Genomic DNA, 24,063 nt, shown 5'->3' with positions numbered 1-24,063 from the left:
AGATCAATTTTCCTTCCAAAAGTTGATTTGAAGCGATAATTTTCGTCAAATTGTTAGAAGATCAATCGGTTGAAAACCGGCTAAAACTTAATATCATCCCAAGCTTTTGCCTTGGTGAATGCAACGAGGAGGTGAACAAGATGGAACCTATCTGGACCGTGTTGATCTGTCTCGTTGTTGGCGTTATTTTCTTTGGGATTGGTTATTTTATTCGAAAGTCGATTGCCGAAGCCAAAATTTCCAGCGCTGAGCAAGCTGCTGTCGTCATTGTAGAAAATGCAAAGAAAGAAGCGGAAGCCCAGAAAAAGGAAACGGTGCTTGAAGCAAAAGACGAAATCCACAAACTCCGTACGGAAGCTGAGAGAGACATTCGCGAGCGTCGCAATGAAACGCAGCGTCAAGAAAGACGTTTGCTCCAAAAAGAGGAGTCGCTGGATAAAAAATTAGAAGCGCTAGAACGCAAAGAAGAGCTAGTTGCCAACAAAGAGAAACGGATCGATGAGACACAAGAGCAAATTGATTCCATCTACAAGCAGCAGCTTAGCGAGCTTGAACGCATTTCAAGCTTGACGATGGAAGATGCGAAATCGATCATTTTGTCTAATGTAGAGCAGGAAGTACGTCAGGAAACAGCTCAGATGATCAAAGAGATTGAGCAGCAGGCGAAGGAAGAAGCAGACAAGAAAGCGCGCAACATTATTTCTCTCGCTATCCAACGCTGTGCGGCTGACCATGTGGCTGAAACGACGGTATCGGTCGTTTCGTTGCCGAACGAAGAGATGAAGGGCCGCATTATTGGTCGCGAAGGACGGAATATCCGCGCGTTGGAAACATTGACCGGTATCGATCTCATTATCGACGATACACCGGAAGCGGTCATTCTGTCTGGTTTTGACCCTATTAGACGGGAGATTGCCCGTACTTCTCTTGAGAAGCTTGTGGCTGATGGACGAATTCATCCTGCACGCATTGAGGAAATGGTTGAGAAATCCCGTAAAGAAGTGGATGAGCGTATCCGCGAATACGGGGAGCAAGCTACGTTCGAGGTTGGCGTTCATGGTCTGCATCCAGACTTGATCAAAATTTTGGGCCGTTTGAAATATCGGACAAGTTATGGTCAAAACGTACTGAAGCATTCCATGGAAGTTGCTTACCTGACCGGATTGATGGCTGCCGAGCTGGGCGAGGACATTACGCTCGCGAAACGTGCAGGTTTGCTGCATGATATCGGCAAAGCGCTTGATCACGAGGTTGAAGGCTCCCATGTGGAGATCGGCGTAGAATTGGCGAAGAAATACAAAGAGCATCCCGTTGTTATCAACAGTATTGCGTCCCACCACGGCGACGTGGAGGCGACATCGGTTATCGCGATGCTGGTTGGCGCCGCCGATGCATTGTCGGCAGCTCGTCCAGGAGCTCGTCGCGAGACGCTCGAGACGTATATCAAGCGGCTTGAAAAGCTGGAAGACATTTCGGAGTCGTTTGAAGGCGTTGAAAAGTCGTATGCCATCCAAGCTGGACGTGAAGTCCGCGTAATGGTACAACCTGAGAAAATTGATGATACGGAAGCGTTCCGTCTGGCACGCGACATTACGAAGAAGATCGAAAGCGAGCTTGATTATCCGGGACATATTAAAGTTACGGTAATTCGGGAAACACGCGCGGTCGAATATGCGAAATAAAGCAACAATTAAATATGGCTTTGCGGAGAAGTGGCTGCCTGTCAGCCACTTTTCCCGTCTATACGGGTAAAAGAAAGTGAGTGACTTATGTAATGAACGTACTATTTATCGGCGATATTGTAGGAAGTGTCGGACGCGCTGCCCTTAAGCGTGTGCTGCCGGCATTAAAGAGCAAATACAATCCGCATATTATTATCGTAAACGGCGAAAACGCTGCAGCCGGCAGAGGTATAACGGCCACCATTGCAAAAGAGTTTTTCGAATGGGGCGTGCACGGTATTACGATGGGCAACCATACCTGGGACAATAAAGATATTTTTGAATGGATAGATGATGAACCAAGAATCGTTCGGCCGGCCAACTTTCCGGAAGGAACGCCAGGGCAAGGAGCGGCTTGGATTAAAGCTAATGGCAAAAAGCTGGCGATCATCAATTTACAAGGCCGGACGTTTTTGCCGCCAATTGATTGTCCGTTCCGCAAAGCAGATGAATTGATTGAGCAAGCGAAGGAAGAGACAAATAACATTCTCGTCGATTTTCACGCGGAAGCAACTTCCGAGAAAATCGCGATGGGCTGGCATTTGGACGGCAAAGCTTCCATCGTGGTCGGTACACATACCCATGTACAGACGAATGATGACCGCATTTTACCGCAAGGAACAGCATACTTAACGGACGTTGGCATGACGGGTCCACGCGATGGCGTGCTCGGTATGGAACGGAACGCAGTACTGCATAAATTTATTACACAGCTGCCGACACGTTTCGTCGTAGATGAAGGACACTGGCATTTGCATGGTGTATCGGTGCAGCTCGATGATGCGACAGGCAAAGCGGTAAAGCTTCAAAAAATTCGGCTTACCGAAGATGAATGGCTGCTTATGTAGCGTATAGCCGAGTCTTTGAAACTATGAATCGTCACACAATTCAGAACAGTCCGTAAAGTCGCGCAATAAAAGCAGGAATTATTTAACCTCTCTCGAATACTATTTAATAGTGGAATCCATCCATCATTCCCGAGGAGGTCCTTTTTCATGGATGTATTAAAAGTTTCAGCAAAGTCCAATCCAAATTCCGTAGCAGGTGCGCTGGCCGGAGTTTTGCGTGAGCGCGGCGCCGCTGAATTACAAGCTATCGGGGCGGGTGCATTGAACCAGGCGATAAAGGCGGTTGCGATCGCTCGCGGTTTTGTTGCTCCCAGCGGGGTGGATTTGATTTGTGTGCCGGCATTTACAGATATTGTGATCGATGGGGAAGACCGAACGGCGATAAAGCTCATCGTTGAACCGAGGTAGCAGCCTTTGGATCGGCTGCTTCGGACATTCCGCATGAATAGTTGAACCTGTTTACGTTGTAGACAGGTTTTTTGCTTTGTCGAGTTATACTAATAGGTGAGGTGAAACCAATGAGTAAACCTATTGTCGATTTTCACTGTGATGTACTCTGCAAGCTGTTAGTGCAGCCTGAGCTAACTTTTCTCCATAACGAAGGGGGAAAGCTGGATGTATCCTATGAACGTCTGAAGCAAGCGGGAACGGCGCTGCAAACGTTCGCGATCTACATACCGGAGCATTTGAACGGCTCCATCGTACCGATTCTGGAAAGCATCGATTTGTTTAACGAAAAGGTAATGACTTGTCCGGACATGCACTTTATTAAAACGAAATCGGATTTGCAGCAGTGTCTGTCTGCAGGAGCGATCGGCGCAATGTTATCGCTGGAGGGCGTTGACGGCTTGCAAGGCAACCTGTCGCTGCTCAGAGTGCTGTTTGAGCTTGGAGTAAGGGCGGCAGGTTTAACCTGGAATCACGCGAACTGGGCAGCGGACGGCGTGATGGAGCCGCGTGGAGGCGGCCTCACCGCAAAGGGGAGAGAGCTGGTGAAGGAATGCGACCGGCTGGGCATCATCGTTGATGTATCCCATTTGTCGGAGCGTGCGTTCTGGGATACGGCTGACCTGGCAACCAGGACGATTATCGCCTCACATTCCAACAGCAAATCCATTATGAATCATCCTCGCAATTTGACAGACGATCAGATTAAAGCGATCATTGCGCTGCAAGGCAGAGTAGGCATAACGTTTGTTCCATACTTCGTTGCAGGCGGAGAAAAAGTAGCAATAGACGATGTACTGCGTCACGTTGAGCATGTATGCGAGCTTGGGGGCGAGCATCATCTGATGTTTGGCTCTGATTTTGACGGTATCGATCATTATGTAGATGGCTTGACGCATCCCGGTCAGGTGGAAGACCTTCGTGAAGCATTGCTGAAAAGGTATACCGAACAGCAAACGGAGGCTTTTTTCGCGGGCAACGCATTGAGCTTTTTGGCGGAGCATTTGCCGGATTAATCCGGCAAATGCTCTCATCTGCTTCTGTTATCATACTCATCGAAAATCATTATCGTTTATTAAGCGTTTACATCTTGCAATTTGTCAAGCTCCCCTTTACACTTGTTGTGAATGTTTATTAAGATGCTGTAAGCAGGTATAAGTTTTACCTCCTAATAATGCTTATATTTCAACCCCATAATCATTCATTCATGTATACGGCGTACGCCATCAAAAAGAGGAGATGGGCATTTTGATCAGTCAATTGTCTTGGAAGATCGGGGGCCAACAGGGCGAGGGTGTCGAAAGCACCGACCGGATCTTTTCCACGGCTCTGAACCGTCTGGGATACTATTTATACGGATACCGTCATTTTTCATCCCGTATTAAAGGCGGACATACGAACAATAAAATTCGCATCAGTACAAAACCGATTCGGGCGATTTCCGATGATTTGGACATATTGGTCGCTTTTGACCAAGAGAGCATCGATTTGAATGCAAAGGAACTGCGCGCCGGAGGCGTCGTGGTAGCAGATGCAAAATTTAACCCGGTTATACCCGAAGGGATCGATGCCAGGTTATTCGCAGTGCCCATTACGAAGATGGCGGAAGAGCTCGGAACCTCGTTAATGAAAAATATGGTTGCTTCAGGCGCTTCCTGGGCTTTGCTCGGACTGCCGCTGGAAGTATTTAATAAAGCGGTTGAAGAAGAGTTTGGCCGTAAAGGTCCGGCAGTTGTAGAGAAAAATATCGAGGCCGTTAAGCGCGGCGCTGAATTCGTACTAGAGCAAGCAGGCGGCCCGCTGGACGCCTTCAAGCTTGATGAAGCCGATGGGGAGCAGAAGCTGTTCATGATCGGCAATGAAGCCATCGGGCTTGGCTGCGTTGCTGCAGGCTGCCGCTTGATGTCCGCGTATCCGATTACGCCGGCATCCGAGATTATGGAATATTTAATAAAAAAGCTGCCTAAATTCGGCGGAACCGTCGTTCAAACCGAAGATGAGATTGCGGCCGTTACGATGGCTATCGGCGCGAATTACGCAGGCGTACGCACGATGACCGCTTCTGCAGGCCCAGGCTTGTCGCTCATGATGGAGGCTATTGGTCTTGCCGGAATGACAGAAACGCCGCTCGTTATCGTCAATACACAGCGTGGAGGTCCTTCGACCGGCCTGCCGACAAAGCAGGAGCAATCCGACTTGAACGCAATGGTATACGGCACGCACGGTGAAATTCCTAAGATCGTTATCGCTCCAGCCTCTATCGAGGACTGCTTCTACGATATGATCGAAGCCTTCAACCTGGCGGAGCAGTATCAAGTGCCGGTTATCGTCATGACCGATCTTCAACTATCGCTAGGCAAGCAGTCTTGCGATGTGCTGGATCTGAACAAAATTCAGATTAACCGCGGTAAACTCGTTACGGAAGCGCCAGAGCTGGCGCAGCACGAGCTGTTCAAGCGTTATGAGTTTACAGAGGATGGCGTATCGCAGCGAGTGCTCCCAGGCGTTAAGAACGGCATACACCATGTTACCGGCGTAGAGCATGACGAGACGGGCAGACCTTCGGAGAGTGCAACTAACCGGCTGCGCATGATGGATAAACGTCTAAACAAGCTGAACAACCTGCAAGTGCGCGAAGCGATTCGCGTCGATGCGCCTCACGCTGAGCCGGAGCTGCTTATTATCGGCATGGGTTCTACGGGCGGCACGATCGATCAAGCGAGAGCATGGCTGGGGCAAGATGGCGTTACGACGAACCATATTACGGTTCGCCAGATTCATCCGTTCCCGACAGAGCAGCTCTTCCCTTATTTGCAAGCGGCGAAAAAAGTGGTCGTCTTGGAAAACAACGCGACGGCTCAGCTTGCTGGTCAAATTAAAATGAATGTTGGCTTTGCGGATAAAATCAATAGCCAGCTTAAATATGACGGCAACCCGTTTTTGCCTTCTGAAGTATATCAAGCTTGCAAGGAGCTGGTCTAAGATGGCAACTTTTAAAGAGTTCCGTAACAATGTCAAACCAAACTGGTGCCCGGGCTGCGGCGATTTCTCGATTCAAGCGGCCATTCAACGCGCTGCTGCCAACGTAGGGCTCGAGCCGGAACAGCTTGCTGTCATTTCCGGTATCGGATGCTCAGGCCGTATTTCCGGTTACATTAACGCTTACGGGCTGCATGGCATTCACGGCCGCGCACTGCCGATCGCGCAAGGCGTCAAGCTGGCTAACCGCGAGTTGACCGTTATCGCCTCCGGCGGCGACGGCGACGGTTTCGCTATCGGGATGGGTCATACCGTTCATGCGATCCGCCGCAACCTGAACATTACGTATATCGTCATGGACAACCAAATTTACGGACTGACGAAGGGTCAAACCTCGCCGCGCAGCGCCGAGGGCTTCAAGACGAAGTCGACGCCGGAGGGCTCGATCGAATCGACGCTTTCACCGCTTGAGATTGCGATGTCGGCAGGAGCGACTTTCGTCGCGCAGTCCTTCTCCAGCGATTTGAAGCAGCTGACCAACCTGATTGAAGAGGGTATTAAGCATGAAGGCTTCTCTCTGATCAACGTATTCAGTCCTTGTGTCACATTCAATAAGATCAATACCTATGATTGGTTTAAGGAGAACATCGTTAATCTGGAGCAATTCCCGGAATACGATCCTTCCAACCGTATGGCGGCGATGAATAAAATTATGGAAACAGAAGGCATGCTTACCGGACTTATTTATCAAAACAAACAACGTAAATCATATGAGGATCTGATTACCGGCTTCCAGCCTGAATCGCTGTCCAAACAGGATTTGACGCTTTCTGAAGCGGATTTCAATAAACTTGTAGCCGAATTCAAGTAAATGTTATGATAAGCATGCGGCAAAACCTGCCGCATGCTTATTTCTTCCAATTACATAACTAACCAGAGAGGATGTTGACAACATGGAACAGAAATTGGTGCCGATCGGCGTATCGGCTAGACATATTCATTTATCGCAGGAGCATGTTGAAATTTTATTCGGAGAAGGCTATACCTTAACGGAGATGAAGCCATTGTCTCAGCCAGGCCAATACGCGGCGAACGAGACGGTAGAGGTTATTGGGTCGAAGGGTACTTTTCCTAAAGTTCGCATCTTGGGTCCAGCCCGGAGTCATACACAGCTGGAAGTATCCCGGACGGATGCGTTCTCGATCGGCGTTAATCCGCCGCTTCGTGAGTCCGGCAATATTGCCGGTTCTGCTGGCGTGACATTAAAAGGACCAAAAGGCGAAGTGACGATTGAGGAAGGCGTAATCGTCGCAGCTCGTCATATTCATTTCCATACAAGCGATGCAGAGCGTTGGGGCATTCAAGACAAGCAGCTGCTTCGTGTACGCTTTGGCGGCGACCGCGGCGTCGTATTTGAACAGGTAATCGCGAGAGTATCGCCTGACTTTGCACTCGATATGCATATCGATACGGATGAAGCGAATGCGGCGGGAGTCTCAAATGGCTCAACCGGTGAGATCATAGAGTAGTTAGCTAATAGTAACCGTCCTTGCTGCGGCAAGGGCGGTTTTTTTTATCCCGAAGAAACGGTACTTGCCCGGAATCCCAGATGGAATAGAATGGGGCATTGTGCTATAATCATTTATTGATGTATTTATATAAGATCTTTCCACAGGTGTAAGCGGAAATTTGATATAATTGTAGGGGATGTGTTGGCTTTGACGAAGGAGACCGGAAACTCACCGGACTTAAAATCCGGCAAGGGCGAAAAGGATTACTCCAAATATTTCGATTTCTCCGATGCGAAAGTGTTAAGCGAAGAGGATGGCAAGGTTACTTATCGAATTAAGGGGCGCAACATTCAGATTAATGCCGCTCCCGATTATAAAGCAGAGAAGAAGCGCGGCAAGGCGGACATCGAGGTCCACTATGACTTTGAGATTCCTGAGGAGCTGCGCAATCTGGGCAAGGGCAAGTTTTATTTGATCCAAACCTATGGCTGTCAGATGAACGAGCATGATACCGAAGTGATGAAGGGCATGTTCGAGCAAATGGGCTATGAGGCGACCGAGGACCGCAGACAGGCGGACGTCGTCTTATTGAATACTTGCGCGATTCGTGAAAATGCCGAGGACAAGGTGTTTGGTGAGCTTGGTCATTTGAAGGTGCTGAAGCAGGAAAAGCCGGGCCTCATCCTCGGTGTCTGCGGCTGTATGTCGCAAGAGGAATCGGTCGTAGGCCGAATTCTGCAAAAGCATGCGTTTGTTGATATGATCTTTGGCACGCATAACATTCACCGTCTGCCGCATCTGCTGCAAAATGCTTATTTCAGCAAGGAGCTGGTTGTCGAAGTATGGTCCAAAGAGGGCGATATTATCGAGAACATGCCGAAGAAACGGGAAGGCATGCGGGCATGGGTTAATATTATGTACGGCTGCGACAAGTTCTGTACGTACTGTATCGTTCCGTATACACGGGGCAAGGAACGGAGCCGCAGACCTGAGGATGTTATTGCAGAAGTACGAGAGCTGGCGCGCCAAGGGTTCAAAGAAATTACGCTGCTCGGGCAAAACGTCAACGCTTACGGCAAAGATTTTGAAGATATCGAATACCGGTTTGGCGATCTGATGATGGATATGTCGAAGATCGACATTCCTCGCGTTCGCTTTACGACGAGCCATCCGCGTGATTTCGACGATCATCTGATCGAGGTGCTGGCAACCGGCGGCAATCTGGTGGAGCATATTCATCTGCCGGTACAATCAGGCAGCACGGAGATTTTGAAACGGATGAGCCGCAAATATACGAGAGAGTCCTATCTGGAGCTCGTTCGCAAAATTAAGGCAGCCATTCCGAATGCAATGCTGACCTCCGACATTATCGTCGGCTTCCCTGGAGAGACCGATGAGCAATTCGAGGATACGCTCTCCCTGGTCCGCGAGGTCGGATATGATTCAGCCTATACCTTCATCTATTCGCCGCGAGAAGGGACGCCAGCCGCTGAAATGGTTGACAACGTACCGCTCGAAGTGAAGAAGCAGCGTCTTCAGCGCTTGAACAGCCTGATGGCGGAGATGAGCCGCGAAAGCCATGAACGGCTGCGGGGCGAAGTCGTCGAAGTGCTGATTGAGGGCGAAAGCAAGAACAATCCGGACATTTTGGCAGGCCGCACACGTACGAATAAGCTTGTCCACTTGGAAGGTCCTAAAGAATGGATCGGCCAATTCGTACAAGCTAGGGTAACGGAAGCCAAAACATGGTATATTAAAGCAGAAGCATTAAATCGCGATGTCAGCCATACGGCTGTATCTTAACGATAAAACAGGGGAGAGATCACAATGTCAGAGCAACAGAACGCCGTTCACTCACATGACCATCAGCATGATCACGAGCATGGGGACGGCTGCGGCATTCCGAAGTTCAATACCCGCGATCTGATCGTGCGCAAAGATATTATGGAGAAAGCGCAGGAGCTGGCGGGCCTCATCTTCACTTCGGAGGAAGTACAGCATTATCGCCGTGCGGAAAATCAAATTCAAGGCAATACGCGCGTTCAGGGTTTGATTGCCCAAATTAAGAAAAAACAAAAAGAGCTCGTCGCTTTCGAGACGACGTTCAAGAACGAAAATATGGTGAAAAAAATCGAGGGCGAAATGGAAACGCTGCAGGACGAGCTTGACGGTATTCCAATCGTTTCCGAGTTTCAGCAAAGCCAGACCGATATTAACTACTTGCTGCAGCTAGTCGTTTCGATCATTCGTGACACCGTTTCGGAAAAAATCAATGTCGAGTCCGCTTCTGTGGAAGCGCCAGAGGAATGCGACTAATATAACAGGGAAGCGCTTGTCCTATTTATCGGGACAGGCGCTTCTTCCCCTATAACCATCTAAAAGGAGTGTAGAATGATGAACCCATTTACTTTTGTTAACCCTACCAAGCTCTATTTCGGACAAGGACAGTTGAAACATCTGCCAGCAGAGGCAGCCAAGCATGGCCGTAATGTGCTGCTTGTCTATGGAGGCGGCAGCATTAAGCGCAACGGGCTTTACGAGCAAGTGCTGGAGAAGCTGAGCGAAGCAGGCTGCGTCGTGACAGAGCTTGCCGGTGTAGAGCCTAACCCTCGCATTACGACGGTACGCCGCGGAGCAGAGTTATGCCGCAAAGAAAACATCGATTGGGTACTGGCTGTTGGCGGGGGAAGCACGATCGACTGTGCGAAGGCGATTGTCGCTGCTGCCAAGTTCGATGGTGATTTCTGGGATGTTATCACGAAGAAAGCATCTGTTCAGGCTGCTCTGCCTTTAGGTACGGTATTGACGCTTGCTGCCACTGGATCGGAGATGAATGCCGGTTCTGTTATCTCTAATGAGGATACATTGGAGAAACATGGATGGGGCAGCCCGTTCGTATCGCCTGCGTTTTCTATACTGGATCCTGCCTTTACGGCGAGTGCGCCGAAGGATCATACGGTGTACGGGATGGTCGATATGATGGCGCATGTATTCGAGCAATATTTTCACCATGATCCGGTTACTCCCGTTCAAGACGGCTTTTGCGAATCGATTATGCGTGCCGTTATTGCAACGGCCCCGCTGCTGGTAGATGATTTGACCAATCTGCAATATCGGGAGACGATCTTGTACAGCGGAACGATGGCGCTGAATGGTTTTCTGTCGATGGGCGTCGTAGGGGATTGGGCCAATCATGACATGGAGCACGCGGTTTCTGCCGTATACGACATTCCCCATGGCGGCGGATTGGCGATCTTGTTCCCGAATTGGATGACCTATGTGTTGGATGATAACGTAGCGCGTTTCCGGCAGTTTGCGGTTAATGTGTTCGGCGTTAGCACGGAGGGGAAAACAGATCGGGAAATCGCGGAGGAAGGCATTCGGACATTGCGCGAGTTTTGGAGCGGGATCGGAGCGCCGTCCAGACTTGCCGATTATGATATCGATGACAGCCGCTTAGAGGAAATGGCGGAGAAGGTAACGGGCAGCGGAACGCGCGGCAATTTCCGTAAGCTGACGAAACAAGACGTCATCGCGATTTACCGGATGTCGCTGTAACATAATGATACCGAAATGGACAAAAGAAATGGCGGTGCAAAGGGATAACCCCTCAGCACCGCCATTTTTTTATTTTGCTGCTTTTCATCAAGAGATCGGTCTGCCCGAAGCGGGAGCGCTTTGCAGCGACTTGCTCTTCATTGACGATTGAATGCGCAGGATGTATGGTTTTAATGAGAGCACTATAATGGCTGCTGCGAATGATTTAATGACATCGCCAAGCAGGAACGGGTAGCAGCCGGCTGCCATCGCTTTTTGAAAGCCAAGACCTGTCACATGCATCAGCCAAGGAACGCCGGCTAAGTAGGAAATCAATGATCCAAACAGCTCAAAAGCGATAAATAGGGCGATAAAGGTAACCGTGCGATTGGCCCGGAGCTTTTCATTGTTAAATATGTAGCGGGTTGCGAAACCGATCAGCATGGCACAGAACGGAAAGATAAACAGAAAGCCGCCGGTCGCCCCGACAATGTAGGAAATGCCTCCCTTGCCATGAAGAAGGGGCAGTCCTGTTGCTGTCAGCGCAAGGACGATAAGAATGGCAAAGAAACCGTTGCGTGGTCCTAGAAAGGCTCCTGCCAGCGTCAATGCCAGCGTCTGAAGCGTAATCGGGACGGGCAAGCCCAGTCTAAGCTCAATGGAGCTCATTGCGATGAATAAAGCGGCGAATAATGCGATGAATACAAGGTTGCGTACGTTGCTCGTGGAACGCATAGTAAATCGACTCCTTTATTTTTTCATTGCCAAGTCATATGTTAACCATTTATCATTGTTATTAGGTTAACAAATCGGATTGTAGCACAGCTAGCCGTTTTGTGGAAGAGGTCAGGTGAATTTTTTTGGAAAGAAATTTATTGTTGCAATTAACCGACGTGGCGGTCCGGGCTTTTACGGCTAATGAGCAAGAAGAGCCAGTCGCTATACTAAAAAACATACATATGCGCGTCGAACAAGGGGAATGGATTGCCTTAATCGGACGGAACGGAAGCGGGAAGAGTACGCTGTTAAAGCTGATTGCCGGTTTTCAAGCGGGGGAGGCAAGCGGGTTTTTGGACTGGGGGGACGCATTGGCATCCCGAAGCGGAATTAAAGCGCCTATCGTCATGCAGCAGCCGGAAGCGTCCATGGTTGGCGCGACGCCTATTGAAGATCTTATTATTATGTTAGAACAGAACGGAGTTAAGGGTGAGCTTATCGCAGAGCAGGCCGCAAATGCCCTTGCGCGGACCGGTATGCTTGATCGTGGGCATCAACCGGTGGGCACACTGTCCGGCGGGCAAAAGCAGCGGGTTGCCATAGCAGGCTGCCTGGCGGTAGATGCGCCCATTTTATTAATGGACGAGCCGACGGCCATGCTGGATCCCGAAGCATCTATTTATGTGCATGATATCGTCCGCAAGCTGAACCGCTCGGGGATTGCAGTGATATGGATTACCCAGAAGCTGGATGAGCTGAGGGAAGGCGATCGGGTCATCGCGCTTGAGCAAGGAGAGATCGTGTTTGACGGAGCAGCGGAAGGGTTCTATGCTCGGAGCCGGGCGATGGACAGCGTCTGCGAGAGGCTGGGCTTCGAAGCGCCCTATGTCGTTCAAACAGCATGGGAGCTGGAGAAGCATGGTGTAGAACTGGCTTCCTTGCCGCTTACTCCGGCTGCGCTTGCAAAGGCGGTGCAGAGGCGATGAGCGGGAATTGGACTTTTGATGATGCTGCGGTTTATGCCGCTGCCGAATACGGAACCAAACGAATCATCGGTCCGATTGACGGCAGTTTTGAACAAGGCCGAATTACACTGCTCGTTGGGGCTAATGGAGCGGGGAAGTCAACGCTGCTAGAAATGATGGCCGGGCTTAGACCCTTGCATTCAGGAAGTGTTGCGCTTGGGAGCAGCTCGCTATGGCAAAAGGGCAAACGGAGGAAAATGCGGCTGGACCGCAATGTATTGCTCCATACTGGCATTTCTTTGCAGCATTCGGAATCGCAATGGTTCGCCCCGAAGGTAAGCGATGAATTCCGCTTCTCTTTAAAGCCGTACAAGCTGCCGGAAGCAGAGCAGGAAGATCGCATGAGAAAAGCGATGGAGGCAACGGGACTGCCGCCGCAGCTTACAGAGAACGATCCGTGGACACTGAGCGGCGGACAGCAGCGCAGATTATCGCTTGCTTGTCTCATTGCTTGCCAGCCCCAGTGGCTGCTGCTCGATGAACCGACATCCGGGTTGGATACGGCGGGTATAAGCCAACTGCTCGACGTCCTTCAAGCTCATCGGGAAGCGGGAGGCGGAGCTGTCATTTCGACGCATGATTTGGATGTGCTGCTGCCAATCGCCGATGAGGTTGCTGTCATGGAGGACGGGTTGTTGCTTCAAGCAGTACCGGCGGCAGAGTGGGCTGCGGTACATGCGTCTGACTATGCAGCCCCGCAGGCGCTGCGCGTATTGAAGGAGCTTCGGCATGCGCGATTCGAGCTCTCACAACCGGATACGGCTCTTTGGCCAAGCCTCAGCGAGCTTGCAGGGGCAATAGCTTCACAGTTAGCAGCTACAGGGCATGGAGAGTTGAGAGAGCCTAAGCTTATGCAGAAGCAACAAACTGCGCAGGGTGCAGATGCAGGCCGAGAGCGCCAAGCTCGCTCTGTCGACTATGATGTTGAATCCCCTCATCAGTCGCAGGAAGCGGACAAGGTAAATATCAGTCCGCAAATTGGCGCAGGAGGATTAGCCTCGCGTTTTGATCCGCGGGCCCTCATTCTGTCGTATGTGCTGCTTGCGGCAGCGGTGCTGATGCAGGGCACATGGCCCGGTATTGGCGTGGCAGTTGTCTTGACCGGAATTGCTCTATTTCCGTTACGCGCGCAAATAAGGCCCTGGATCAAAGTGATCCGGGCCTATAGCATCATGATTGCAGCAATCGCCTTTATTGCCGGTATTCAATTGAAGCCGCTGGGCTTTGAATGGACGAATGCGCAGTTTACGCTTCTGCGGTTCAGCGGGCTATTGGTCGTCATGCTGCTTGGCCTGCCTATGCTGGCGATGGTTACGCCGCTGCGCGTCCAACGTGCCATAGAACAAACCTTTGGCTGGCTAGGCCGATTCAAAGTACCAGTCAGCTCTGTAGCCTTAACGGTGACGCTTATTTTCCGCTTCATTCCACTGCTTGGCTCGGAATGGCAGCGTTTTGCGGCCATCGCGCATGCAAGAGGGAAAGCGACGACGCAAGCGGGCTCGCTGCCTGTCTCGATGCTGTTCCCGGTTGTCATTCCCTATATCCGGTCGCTGCTGCGGCTGGCCGAGCAGCTGGCCGACGCGCTAGAGGCAAGAGGCATCGGCAATCCTAACGGAAAACCGACGCGCGGCTTCAAGCTGCGGTTTGCGGCGAGGGATGCGCTGCTTATGCTCGCCGCTCTATTGTCGGCATCACTGCTCTTTTATTTAAATGCTGTGCTTTAGATACTGTCTGGCTCATGCTGCTTCAGTAGGCGGCGTTGCTCGCTGCGCTGCCATCCGAGACATAAAAGAACGGCAGCGGCTGCAATCGCGCCTCCAAAGATAAAGCCGCTGTTTAGCCCCCAGCTTTCGTTCAGCCAGCCGGCCAGAAATGGTCCGGCGAACATACCGGCCGCATAAATCGCTTGATAGAGTCCCATTGCAGTCGCTCTGCCGGACAGATTGACGTCGCGAATAGCGAGTCCAAGCAGCAGCGGAATATGTAGTCCTTGGGCAAAACCGTTAACGGCTTGCGTTAGTCCAAGCACGAGGAGCGACGGCGAATAGCCCATGGCGACCGTACAAATTCCGCTAAGCAGGAAGCCTGCGCCAATCGTCGTCCAATTGCCGAAGCGGGGAGCGATTGATTTGGCCGTAAACATCGACGCTGCAGCATGTGGAAGCATAAAGGCGAGAACGATGCCGGTGAGCTCCAAACCGCCGGCTCCAAGCATTTTGGCTTTTAACGGCGTAAAACCGAACATTGTAATAAACAGGACGCTGTGTGCAAGCACCGACAGCAGCGATACTTGGAGCAGCGTTCTCGTCCGGATGACGCGGCCTATCATGGCGAACGACATGCCATTCCCGTTCGAGCTCATAGGATTTTCCGGCTCTTTAAGCAGCAGAGCGAGCAGCAGTCCGGTCAGAGCGAGAAACGCCCCGATTAGAAAAGGCCAGGCATCACCCAAAGCTTCGGCCGACCAACCGCTGATCATCATGCCGATTAATTGGCCGCCAACGGTCATCACACTAATGTTGCCCATCGCTTTGGATGCATCGCCTGGTGCGAAATAGCTGGCGTACATAACGGTAAAAGCGACCCAAGCGGATGCACTAATGCCCGCAACGGCTCTGCCGCCAAGCGGAAGCAGCCACGAGCCCGGTACGATAAACAACAGGCAGCTGATCGTGGCTGCAAGCATGCCTAGTACGATAAACGGCTTGCGTTTGCCAAGGCGGTCAGAGGCGATGCCGATTGGGAATCGGATCAGCAGCTGAACGAAGCCATAGCTGCCAAGCACAATGCCGATTAGCTGAAGAGACAGCCCGCGTGTACTTAAGTAAGGCGATAAAGTCGGGACATAGGCATACATAGAGATCCAGTACAATAAAGTAATCGATGTAAATAATAGCCTTTGGTTTCGAGACGCTGCACTCATGAATGTTCCCCTCCAATTACTACTTTAATGGAGCGGACTCATGCTGTCACGTCTAATTGAGAGAAGGAATTGGAAACTTTTGCAACGAATTAATCGTATATAGGTATGGTTTGAATGAATGGGCTGTCTATTCTAATGGAAACTGGGGTGCTTGCGGATGGAAGATCAGGTTCAAACAACGAAACGGGGATGGAAAAAAGAACTGCGGGAATGGACGATTTCTCTCGTTCTAGCACTGTCTTTCGCTTTTTTGTTCCAAAATTATGTGTATGCGCAGTCCGAAGTACATAACATTTCCATGCAGAATACGCTCGTCGCCGGACAACGTTTAATTGAAGACAAGTGGTCCTATCATTTCAAGCACCCGCAGCGGGGCGATATTGTCATCATTAAAGGACCAGAAAGCGAACAGCGGCTCGTAAAAAGAGTCATCGGCATTCCCGGTGATGAAATTGACGTACGGGACGGCGCCGTTTACTTGAATGGCGAGCTTACACATGAGCCGTATGTAAAAGGATTGACGACAATCGGCTCCACTCAATTCCCTTACAAGGTTGAACCCGGGAAGCTGTTTGTGATGGGCGACAACCGTGAGCATAGTGAAGACAGCCGCTCGCTTGGACCGATTTCTTTTTCCAGCATCGAAGGAAAGGTGGTATATCGTATCTGGCCGATTGCTAAATTCGGCAACGTGTATTAGCGCAAGTTTTACCGAAAGGGGATTGTAATGCCGTTTACATTATCGCATCCATTGTTTGCAGCTCCATTGAAAAAAGTGATTCCGGCGCTTAGTGTGACCGGGCTTGTTCTGGGCAGCATGGCGCCGGATATGGAATATTTTGTAGCTATGCAGTCTTTCCGCTCGATCGGACATTCCTTGCCTGGTTTTTTGCTGCTTGGCTTACCGTTATGCATTGCAATTGCGATAGCGTATACTCGTGTACTAAAGCCGGCGCTGCCGGCTTTTATGCCGTCGGCAGGGGGAATCGATCGCTTCGTCCAGGAGTATGCGCAGCGCAGCTCCCCAGCCTGTTTGAGTATTACTTTTCTTGGCTGGACCATGTTCGTGTTATCCGCTTTTATCGGTTACTTTACTCATATTTTTGTCGACAATTGGACGCATCGCTACGGCTTTTTTGTACTTCGCGTTCCTTCTCTGCTCGAGAGAGTAGGTCCGTACGGCGTGTATTATTTGCTGCAGCTGGGTCTGTCGTTGTTAGGCGTTGCCGTTCCCGCTCTATGGCTAATGGTCAAATGGATAAGGTGGCTCATGCGGGATACGAAACCAGAAGAAACTAAGCACACTCATCACAAATACCGGGATAAGCTGTATGCTCCGCTTGTTTTGTACGGGGCAGGTGCCGGAGCCCTATTGCTTCTCTTTAAATTGGCTTTAGCTCCCAATCCATGGTTTCTCAATCTGTGGGTCGTAGCTCCGTTTACTTCAATGTTTTTTGCATTTTTCTGTATCGCGTTATTGCATCTCGCCCGGAAAAACGGCCGTACAGCACTGACGGCTGCAAGCATAGCCTTACTGCTAGCTATTATTGGAGGAAGCACATGGTTTCGGCTCCAAAACGGGGCAGGCGCTGGCGAATGGATTATGTTCCACTGGCTGTTATCCGTATCGATTATACTCTGCAGCGCGGCTGCCAATCCGTTGAAAGTAAAGAAATTGCAATAAAAGAGCAGTTTGGCTAGCAGTTTAACTACAGTTTATAGTTTTGTAAGAAATGATTTAGGTGCTGTTTATAATTGCCCATTAAGATAAATGATAGATACATCGAATTATAAGGTTAGGCGTGATTGCCGTTGTCCATCCGAAGAAAGCTGTACTTGTCTTACATGCTGATGACGATCGTACCCTTTATTGTGGTTTCGGGAATTATCATCGTAACTTTGTCTCTAAGCGGCGTGGAGGACCTAAGAGACATTAAAAAAAACACCGAGATTTTGTATGTCCAGTCCTTTACGGCAGGAGAATTGCACAATGCACTGCAGAACAATCCCGACCGGGTTGATCAGCCAAGTGAATTGGCGAAATGGGATGCAAAGCTGGCGGAGCTGAATTCAGGGTTCGTATTCTTCCGTGAAGGCAAGGTCGATCAGATTTCCACTTATCTGAAGAAGTTTGTGCCTAATGAAGATTGGCAGAAATACGCAAACTCAACACCCGAAGAAGTAGCTTATAAGCAATACCGGTTTCGTTTCGTCTCCTTAAGCTTTACGTATTCAAACGGTGATGCTGGCAAAGCGTTGCTGTTGCTGCGTGCGGATCAAGTGCCGATGTACTGGCATCCGATTTTTGGGCTTTCCGCTTTGTGCATTATTGGCCTTACCGGGGTGCTGCTCACCTACTTCGTGTCACGAAGCATTATTCGTCCGATTCAGAAGCTGAAGACGGCGGCACTGCTGATGAAGGAGGGCGATCTCTCCCAGAGGGTTAACACAACTTCGAAAGGGGAAGTCGGCGATCTGGGAAATGCCTTCGAGGAGATGAGGGTCCGGCTGAAGCATTCCATCGATCAAAGTCTGCAATATGAGGATAATCGTAAAATGCTGCTGTCGCATATCTCACATGATTTGAAGACACCGATATCGGCTATTAAAGGCTATGTGGAAGGCATTATGGACGGCATCGCCAACACCGATGAGAAGAGAGAGCGCTACATGCGGACGATTTATCGCAAAGCGACCGACATGGACCGTTTGATCGATGAATTGTTTTTGTTCTCGAAGCTTGATATGCAGAAGGTCGCCTTTGACTTTAAAGTGATCGATTTGCGAAGCTACTTGCTTTATTTCATGGAAGAACAGCAATTCGATATGGAGAAGTCGGAGATTGATTTCCGTATTTCCGATTTGATATCCGGCGGATCTTCGCTTTATGTGGCGGCCGATTCTGAGAAGCTGAGCCGCGCCCTCGGCAATATTTTGAGCAACAGTGTGAAATATATGGGGGAGCTGCACGGGGATGGAGAAGACGGAGGCAAGTCGATAACTGTTCGAATTGCGACAAGAAGCGACCGGGAGGCGATCATCGTTATCGAAGATAGTGGTCCTGGCATAGAGCCCGAAGATTTGCCGTACATTTTTGACGGCTTTTACCGCGCAGAGCAATCCCGGAACTCGGAGACGGGCGGCAGCGGGCTTGGACTTGCGATCGTGAAGCAAATTATAGAAGGGCATGGCGGCCGAGTTTGGGCGGAAAATGCGCAAGAGGGCGGGTCGCGGTTTTACGTGGCACTGCCGATTGCGACTCAAGCCAAGACGGTGACACAAGATGAAGAAAATATTGATTATTGAGGACGAAAAAGCAATAGCAGAGTTGGAACGCGATTATTTGGAAAGCCACAGCTTTGCCGTGGAGATCGAAGGGAGAGGCGATGTCGGGCTGCAAAAAGCGGTGGAAGGCGGCTATGATTTAATTATTTTGGATTTAATGCTGCCAAAGGTGGACGGTTTCGAGATTTGCCGTCAAATCCGGCAGACTTCCGATATTCCAGTGCTTATGGTAACCGCGAAAAAAGACGACATCGATAAAATAAGAGGACTTGGATTAGGGGCCGACGACTACTTGACGAAGCCGTTTAGTCCAAGTGAGCTCGTCGCCCGGGTAAAGGCTCACCTGTCACGGTATGAAAGGCTGACCGGAGAAAGAGGCGGGGTGGGCAATCAGATCCATATTCGAGGACTTACTATAGACAAGCCTTCGAGACGTGTGACGATCCATGAGCAGGAAGCCCAATTGACGGCGAAGGAATATGATTTGCTGCTGCTGCTTGCGACCCATCCGAATCGCGTATTCGATAAAGAGGAGCTGTTCGAGCGAGTGTGGGGTCTGGAATCGGTTGGCGACATCGCGACTGTAACGGTCCATATTCGCAGACTTCGGGAGAAAATCGAGCATGACCCTTCCAATCCGCAATATATCGAGACGATTTGGGGCGTAGGCTACCGCTTTAAAGTGTAGGAATGAACGAGAGAGAAGGAGTGGAGTTCGTTTGAAGAGTATTATTAAATTTTCGTTGAACAACAAGTTTGCCCTGTGGATTTTAACAGCGATCATCATGTTTGCCGGTTTGTATTCGGGCCTCAACATGAAGATGGAGACGATGCCTGACATTACTGTACCGATTGTAAGTGTAACAACGGTCTATCCGGGAGCCGCTCCTGAGGAAATCATGGAAAAGGTAACGAAGCCGATCGAGCAGCGTACCCGCAATATGCAGGGTGTAAAAACGGTTAATTCTACCTCTATGGAAAATGCATCTTCGATCATTGTCGAGTATGAATATGGGGTAGATATGGATGCTGCCGCAACTGAAATTAAAGAAGCAGTAGCAGGCTTGGACCTGCCGGAAGGCGCTCAGAGCCCAAGCGTATCACGCATAAGCCTTAATGCATTCCCGGTTCTGGCGCTTAGCCTTTCGAACGATAAGATGGACCTGGAGCAGTTGACCAAGGATGTGGAGCAGAACATCGTACCTGAAATCGAAGGCATCGAAGGTGTTGCCAGCGTTCAAATTTCAGGTCAAAACGTGAAGCAGGCTGAATTGACGTTCAAGCCGGAGCAATTAGCGAAGTACGGCTTAACAGAAGAGACAGTTAAAGGCATCATCCAAGGTAACGCTTTATCTGTACCGCTTGGCATCTTTGAATTCGGCTCTTCCGAGAAAACGGTGCTTGTGGACGGTAACATCGTAACTGAGGAAGATTTGAACAACCTGCAAATTCCGTATACGCCGCAAGGCGCAGGCGGTGGTGCAGGAGCGGGTGCTGGCGCACCGGCAGGAGGCGCGCAAGGCGGCGCATTGCCAGAAGGCGTGGCACTTGATATTAAGCTTCCGACCGTATCGCTTAGTGAAGTAGCGGATCTTAAAGTTATCGATAAGGCTGAATCGATCTCGCGAACAAACGGCGAGTTATCTATCGGTATTTCCATCGTCAAATCGGCAGACGCGAACACCGTCGATGTCGTTAATGGCGTAAAGAACAAGATGACCGATTTGGAGAAAAACACGGATGGATTGAAAGTGATCACTTCGCTGGACCAAGGCAAGCCGATTGAAGATTCGGTTCACACGATGATCAGCAAAGCGATTATCGGTGCGATTATTGCCGTATTCATTATTCTGATCTTCCTTCGCAATATTCGTTCGACGATTATCGCTGTTGTATCGATTCCGTTGTCGATCCTGATCGCGCTTCTCGTATTGAGCCGCTTTGACGTTACGCTCAATATTATGACGCTGGGCGCGATGACCGTCGCCATCGGGCGGGTTATCGACGATTCGATCGTCGTCATCGAGAATATTTACAGACGGATGGCGCTGACTGGAGAGAAGCTGAAGGGTAAAGAACTGATTCTGGATGCTACGAAGGAAATGTTCGTACCGATCATGTCCTCCACAATCGTTACAATCGCTGTATTCCTGCCGCTTGCACTCGTATCTGGTATGATCGGCGAAATCTTCATGCCGTTTGCGCTTACGATCGTCTTCGCCCTTCTGGCATCACTGCTGGTTGCGATCACAGTCGTTCCGATGCTGGCGCATATGATGTTCCGCAACGGAATTAAAGCCGGTAAAGTACATGAAGAGAAGCCGGGACGCTTGACGGAATGGTACAAAGGTTCTCTCAAATGGTCCCTCAATCATAAGTTTATCGCATTTGGCATCGCACTGGTGCTGCTCATCGGCAGCTGCTTCCTTCTTCCGGTCATCGGCATGAGCTTCCTGCCGGGCGATGAAGAGAAGACGATGGTTGTCACATACAATCCCGCCCCTGGCGAAACCCGGGAGCAAGTTGAGGAAATGTCTCTGAAAGCGGAAGGCCAGCTGCTTAACCGTGAGGGTCTTGAAATTGTGCAATATTCGGTTGGCGGAGGAAATCCATTCAACCCGGCTGCCTCCAAGCAAGCCCTGTTCAATTTGAAATATGAGGAGTCATTCAAGGAGTTTGCAGGCGAGAAAGATCAAGTTATCGACATGCTGCAGAAGCTTGGCGGCAAAGGCGAATGGAAGCAGCAGGACTTTATGGGCGGCGGTATCGGCGGCTCTAAAGTATCGATGGTTGTATACGGTCCTGATATGAAGTCGCTGCAGCCAGTCGTGGAAGAGCTTCAGAACAAACTGAAGGAAAACAAAGATTTGACGAATGTCGATACGAGCTTGTCCGAAACATATGAGCAGTATCGCATCGTAGCGGATCAAGAAAAGCTTAGCCAGAACGGTCTGGCTGCCGGACAGATCGCAATGGCGCTCAGTCCGTCAAGAAGCAACCCGGTATTGACGAAGATTGAGAAGGATGGCAAAGAATTAAATGTCTACGTGAAGGTAGAGCAGAAGGTTTACAAGGATAAAGCCGATTTGGAAAACGTTAAGCTTACCTCGCCGCTGGGCAAGGAAATCGCTTTGAAAGACGTGGCTGTCATTGAAGAAGGGGCATCGCCGAATACGATTACTCGTAAAAACGACCGTATTTATGCGGAAGTGTCCGCTGACATTACAGCATCCAATGTAGGTGGAGTATCCACTCAACTGAAAACGATGACCGATGAAATGAAGCTTCCATCCGGCATGGATATTGAAATGGGCGGCGTAACCGAGCAAATGACGGAATCGTTCATGCAGCTGGGTCTTGCAATGCTGGCTGCCATTGCGATCGTATACTTGGTGCTTGTCATTACATTTGGCGGCGCATTGACGCCATTTGCAATTTTGTTCTCCCTGCCGTTCACCGTTATCGGCGCATTTGTTGGTCTGTGGATCGCAGGTGAATCGCTGAGCATTACAGCGATGATTGGAGCGCTGATGCTTATCGGCATCGTTGTCACCAATGCGATCGTACTCGTCGACCGTGTTATTCACAAGGAGCGTGACGGATTAAGCGTTCGTGAAGCGCTTCTGGAAGCTGGCGGCACACGTCTCCGTCCGATTTTGATGACGGCGATTGCAACAGTTGGCGCATTGCTGCCGCTTGCTCTCGGTTTCGAATCCGGCGGCTTGATCTCGAAGGGAATGGCGATTACGGTTATCGGCGGTTTGACTAGCTCGACGCTGCTTACGCTGTTTATCGTACCAATCGTTTACGAGTTCCTGAACCGGAAAAGAAAAACAGCTCAATAATTGAATAGCTGACAACAGCCGTTCCGCGAACTAGCGGAGCGGCTGTTTTTTATATCGAATTCATCTGGTCTGAAACACTTCCTGCGCCTTGCCTTGTGATTACGCATACAACGCCAATCTTTCGGCAATTACGTAATTCGATATGAAGCGGAAAGGCTATGCCTATCTGCAAATTCGAAATGAAACCACAGACAACCGGATTCACCGGCGCGTGAGTCATGCCGACAGCGGGAATGGCTGCGCGATGAGTTCATTGCCGCGAACGAAGCGCTGATGATGTATGCGCCTCTTCTGGAGCACAATGAGCCAGCAAGCTTTGAGAGGCAGCGGATGGGACAGGAATAGACGGCCTGCATAACCTATCCTTGCAAAGGCTACCCTATGGCGAGAATCAATAATCGCTGGAAGGGTGGCAGGCAGTTGAAGAGAATTATAATATTGCTCATGCTGGCATTAAGTATAATTGCTGGATCGTTGACCATGTCAAATCAAGCAACCGCGTTGGAGCCGGACTATGCCAAATGGGGGAAGCTGGCGGTGCAGGAGACCGCATCCAAATACGGTGCGGAGATTGTAGATTACAAGTACGAGGGGCGGTATCCAGATACTTCGGAAGCGGTCGAAGAGCGATTTAAGCTCTGGGTGAGGCAAGGCGCCAAGGAAATTAGCGTCAGGGTTAGCGTACATGTTCAGCTTCGAACGAATACGGCCGGGAAAATTGATTTCGAGAAACTCGACTAAAGTCGGGATTCGGAGAAGCAGCGAAACATTATCCGTTCCTTCAACGTACAATCATTCAGAATCATATATCATGCTTCTTTGGAAGCAAGGGGGAAAAAACATGCTGATCACTACTACACCTACTATTGAAGGACGTCCCATTTTGGAATATACGGGAGTTGTTACCGGCGAAGCGATTATGGGTGCTAACGTTGTCCGCGATTTCTTAGCTTCTATTACAGACATCATTGGAGGCCGCTCCGGGGCCTACGAAGGCAAGCTTAAGGAAGCGAGAGACGTCGCAATCGAAGAGATGAAGATGCAAGCATCCAGACTTGGGGCCAATGCAGTCGTTGCTATCGACATCGATTATGAAGTGATTCGCGATGGTATGCTGATGGTAGCGGTAAGCGGCACGGCAGTACGCATTTAGAATACGAAAACGGCGAGCGGATTAATTCTGCATCGCCGTTTTTTAATCCTTATATTTTTCAATTTGTCAAAA

At 50.1% G+C, this 24,063-nt stretch carries 21 protein-coding genes; 19 read left to right on the top strand and 2 right to left on the bottom strand.

Annotation, left to right across the window (positions count from 1 at the left end):
* Positions 1-140 precede the first annotated feature (140 nt).
* The 10 genes from rny (at position 141) to IEX98_RS20775 (ending at position 11,064) form a co-directional block, all read left to right on the top strand.
* Positions 141-1,682 carry a ribonuclease Y gene (gene rny / locus IEX98_RS20820; RefSeq protein WP_188891135.1) on the top strand — a complete coding sequence of 514 codons (1,542 nt, stop codon included), beginning with the start codon at positions 141-143 and terminating at the stop codon, positions 1,680-1,682.
* A gap of 92 nt (positions 1,683-1,774) precedes the next feature.
* A complete protein-coding gene (locus tag IEX98_RS20815) occupies positions 1,775-2,569 on the top strand; it encodes a TIGR00282 family metallophosphoesterase (protein WP_188891134.1) in 795 nt (264 codons plus the stop codon).
* 147 nt (positions 2,570-2,716) lie between these two features.
* The gene (locus IEX98_RS20810) at positions 2,717-2,977 is read left to right on the top strand and encodes a stage V sporulation protein S (RefSeq protein ID WP_028558349.1); all 261 of its coding nucleotides are present in this window, start codon (positions 2,717-2,719) and stop codon (positions 2,975-2,977) included.
* A gap of 110 nt (positions 2,978-3,087) precedes the next feature.
* Positions 3,088-4,032: a dipeptidase gene (locus IEX98_RS20805; protein ID WP_188891133.1), complete on the top strand. Its 945-nt coding sequence runs from the start codon at positions 3,088-3,090 to the stop codon at positions 4,030-4,032.
* Positions 4,033-4,264: 232 nt separating this feature from the next.
* On the top strand, positions 4,265-5,998 hold the full coding sequence (locus IEX98_RS20800; protein WP_188891132.1) for a 2-oxoacid:acceptor oxidoreductase subunit alpha: 1,734 nt from the start codon (positions 4,265-4,267) through the stop codon (positions 5,996-5,998).
* Between the two features lies 1 nt (position 5,999).
* Positions 6,000-6,866 carry a 2-oxoacid:ferredoxin oxidoreductase subunit beta gene (locus IEX98_RS20795; protein ID WP_188891131.1) on the top strand — a complete coding sequence of 289 codons (867 nt, stop codon included), beginning with the start codon at positions 6,000-6,002 and terminating at the stop codon, positions 6,864-6,866.
* Positions 6,867-6,948: 82 nt separating this feature from the next.
* Positions 6,949-7,524 carry a phosphate propanoyltransferase gene (gene pduL / locus IEX98_RS20790; protein ID WP_188891130.1) on the top strand — a complete coding sequence of 192 codons (576 nt, stop codon included), beginning with the start codon at positions 6,949-6,951 and terminating at the stop codon, positions 7,522-7,524.
* A gap of 183 nt (positions 7,525-7,707) precedes the next feature.
* Positions 7,708-9,309 carry a tRNA (N6-isopentenyl adenosine(37)-C2)-methylthiotransferase MiaB gene (miaB, locus tag IEX98_RS20785; RefSeq protein WP_374705369.1) on the top strand — a complete coding sequence of 534 codons (1,602 nt, stop codon included), beginning with the start codon at positions 7,708-7,710 and terminating at the stop codon, positions 9,307-9,309.
* Positions 9,310-9,333: 24 nt separating this feature from the next.
* Entirely contained in the window at positions 9,334-9,822 is a 489-nt protein-coding gene (locus IEX98_RS20780; RefSeq protein ID WP_188891128.1) for a RicAFT regulatory complex protein RicA family protein, read from the top strand.
* A 78-nt stretch (positions 9,823-9,900) separates the two neighbouring features.
* Positions 9,901-11,064, top strand: coding sequence for an iron-containing alcohol dehydrogenase (locus IEX98_RS20775; protein ID WP_188891254.1), 1,164 nt, complete (start codon positions 9,901-9,903; stop codon positions 11,062-11,064).
* 87 nt (positions 11,065-11,151) lie between these two features.
* Here IEX98_RS20775 and IEX98_RS20770 read toward each other — a convergent pair whose 3' ends face one another.
* Positions 11,152-11,778: a biotin transporter BioY gene (locus tag IEX98_RS20770; protein ID WP_188891127.1), complete on the bottom strand. Its 627-nt coding sequence runs from the start codon at positions 11,776-11,778 to the stop codon at positions 11,152-11,154.
* 125 nt (positions 11,779-11,903) lie between these two features.
* Here IEX98_RS20770 and IEX98_RS20765 point away from each other — a divergent pair, with 125 nt between their 5' ends.
* The gene (locus IEX98_RS20765) at positions 11,904-12,746 is read left to right on the top strand and encodes an ATP-binding cassette domain-containing protein (protein ID WP_188891126.1); all 843 of its coding nucleotides are present in this window, start codon (positions 11,904-11,906) and stop codon (positions 12,744-12,746) included.
* On the top strand, positions 12,743-14,509 hold the full coding sequence (locus tag IEX98_RS20760) for an ATP-binding cassette domain-containing protein (RefSeq protein WP_188891125.1): 1,767 nt from the start codon (positions 12,743-12,745) through the stop codon (positions 14,507-14,509). Before IEX98_RS20765 ends, IEX98_RS20760 begins: the two co-directional genes overlap by 4 nt.
* Here the strand turns inward: IEX98_RS20760 and IEX98_RS20755 are convergent.
* Entirely contained in the window at positions 14,506-15,708 is a 1,203-nt protein-coding gene (locus IEX98_RS20755; protein ID WP_188891124.1) for an MFS transporter, read from the bottom strand. The genes IEX98_RS20760 and IEX98_RS20755 overlap by 4 nt on opposite strands.
* Before the next feature lie 157 nt (positions 15,709-15,865).
* Between IEX98_RS20755 and lepB the strand changes: the two genes are divergently transcribed.
* The 7 genes from lepB to IEX98_RS20720 all read left to right on the top strand — a co-directional run bounded on the left by lepB (position 15,866) and on the right by IEX98_RS20720 (position 23,991).
* On the top strand, positions 15,866-16,408 hold the full coding sequence (gene lepB / locus IEX98_RS20750; protein ID WP_229692297.1) for a signal peptidase I: 543 nt from the start codon (positions 15,866-15,868) through the stop codon (positions 16,406-16,408).
* A 27-nt stretch (positions 16,409-16,435) separates the two neighbouring features.
* The gene (locus IEX98_RS20745) at positions 16,436-17,392 is read left to right on the top strand and encodes a DUF4184 family protein (protein WP_188891122.1); all 957 of its coding nucleotides are present in this window, start codon (positions 16,436-16,438) and stop codon (positions 17,390-17,392) included.
* 128 nt (positions 17,393-17,520) lie between these two features.
* Positions 17,521-19,014: a sensor histidine kinase gene (locus IEX98_RS20740; protein ID WP_188891121.1), complete on the top strand. Its 1,494-nt coding sequence runs from the start codon at positions 17,521-17,523 to the stop codon at positions 19,012-19,014.
* Entirely contained in the window at positions 18,992-19,681 is a 690-nt protein-coding gene (locus tag IEX98_RS20735; RefSeq protein WP_188891120.1) for a response regulator transcription factor, read from the top strand. The genes IEX98_RS20740 and IEX98_RS20735 overlap by 23 nt, the downstream gene beginning before the upstream one ends.
* 31 nt (positions 19,682-19,712) lie before the next feature.
* The gene (locus tag IEX98_RS20730; RefSeq protein WP_188891119.1) at positions 19,713-22,838 is read left to right on the top strand and encodes an efflux RND transporter permease subunit; all 3,126 of its coding nucleotides are present in this window, start codon (positions 19,713-19,715) and stop codon (positions 22,836-22,838) included.
* Positions 22,839-23,258: 420 nt separating this feature from the next.
* Positions 23,259-23,579: a DUF3889 domain-containing protein gene (locus IEX98_RS20725; RefSeq protein WP_188891118.1), complete on the top strand. Its 321-nt coding sequence runs from the start codon at positions 23,259-23,261 to the stop codon at positions 23,577-23,579.
* 100 nt (positions 23,580-23,679) lie between these two features.
* Entirely contained in the window at positions 23,680-23,991 is a 312-nt protein-coding gene (locus IEX98_RS20720) for a YbjQ family protein (protein WP_188891117.1), read from the top strand.
* The last annotated feature ends 72 nt before the right edge of the window (positions 23,992-24,063 follow it).

The sequence above is a fragment of the Paenibacillus radicis (ex Gao et al. 2016) genome (assembly GCF_014641555.1).
Lineage (GTDB): Bacteria > Bacillota > Bacilli > Paenibacillales > Paenibacillaceae > Pristimantibacillus > Pristimantibacillus radicis.
This window is presented reverse-complemented; position numbering and strand designations above follow the sequence as displayed.

Coding starts and splice junctions, on each gene's coding strand:
- rny (WP_188891135.1), top strand. CDS start 141: ATGGAACCTATCTGGACCGTGTTGATCTGTCTCGTTGTTGGCGTTATT.
- IEX98_RS20815 (WP_188891134.1), top strand. CDS start 1,775: ATGAACGTACTATTTATCGGCGATATTGTAGGAAGTGTCGGACGCGCT.
- IEX98_RS20810 (WP_028558349.1), top strand. CDS start 2,717: ATGGATGTATTAAAAGTTTCAGCAAAGTCCAATCCAAATTCCGTAGCA.
- IEX98_RS20805 (WP_188891133.1), top strand. CDS start 3,088: ATGAGTAAACCTATTGTCGATTTTCACTGTGATGTACTCTGCAAGCTG.
- IEX98_RS20795 (WP_188891131.1), top strand. CDS start 6,000: ATGGCAACTTTTAAAGAGTTCCGTAACAATGTCAAACCAAACTGGTGC.
- pduL (WP_188891130.1), top strand. CDS start 6,949: ATGGAACAGAAATTGGTGCCGATCGGCGTATCGGCTAGACATATTCAT.
- IEX98_RS20780 (WP_188891128.1), top strand. CDS start 9,334: ATGTCAGAGCAACAGAACGCCGTTCACTCACATGACCATCAGCATGAT.
- IEX98_RS20775 (WP_188891254.1), top strand. CDS start 9,901: ATGAACCCATTTACTTTTGTTAACCCTACCAAGCTCTATTTCGGACAA.
- IEX98_RS20770 (WP_188891127.1), bottom strand. CDS start 11,778: ATGCGTTCCACGAGCAACGTACGCAACCTTGTATTCATCGCATTATTC.
- IEX98_RS20760 (WP_188891125.1), top strand. CDS start 12,743: ATGAGCGGGAATTGGACTTTTGATGATGCTGCGGTTTATGCCGCTGCC.
- IEX98_RS20755 (WP_188891124.1), bottom strand. CDS start 15,708: ATGAGTGCAGCGTCTCGAAACCAAAGGCTATTATTTACATCGATTACT.
- lepB (WP_229692297.1), top strand. CDS start 15,866: ATGGAAGATCAGGTTCAAACAACGAAACGGGGATGGAAAAAAGAACTG.
- IEX98_RS20745 (WP_188891122.1), top strand. CDS start 16,436: ATGCCGTTTACATTATCGCATCCATTGTTTGCAGCTCCATTGAAAAAA.
- IEX98_RS20735 (WP_188891120.1), top strand. CDS start 18,992: ATGAAGAAAATATTGATTATTGAGGACGAAAAAGCAATAGCAGAGTTG.
- IEX98_RS20720 (WP_188891117.1), top strand. CDS start 23,680: ATGCTGATCACTACTACACCTACTATTGAAGGACGTCCCATTTTGGAA.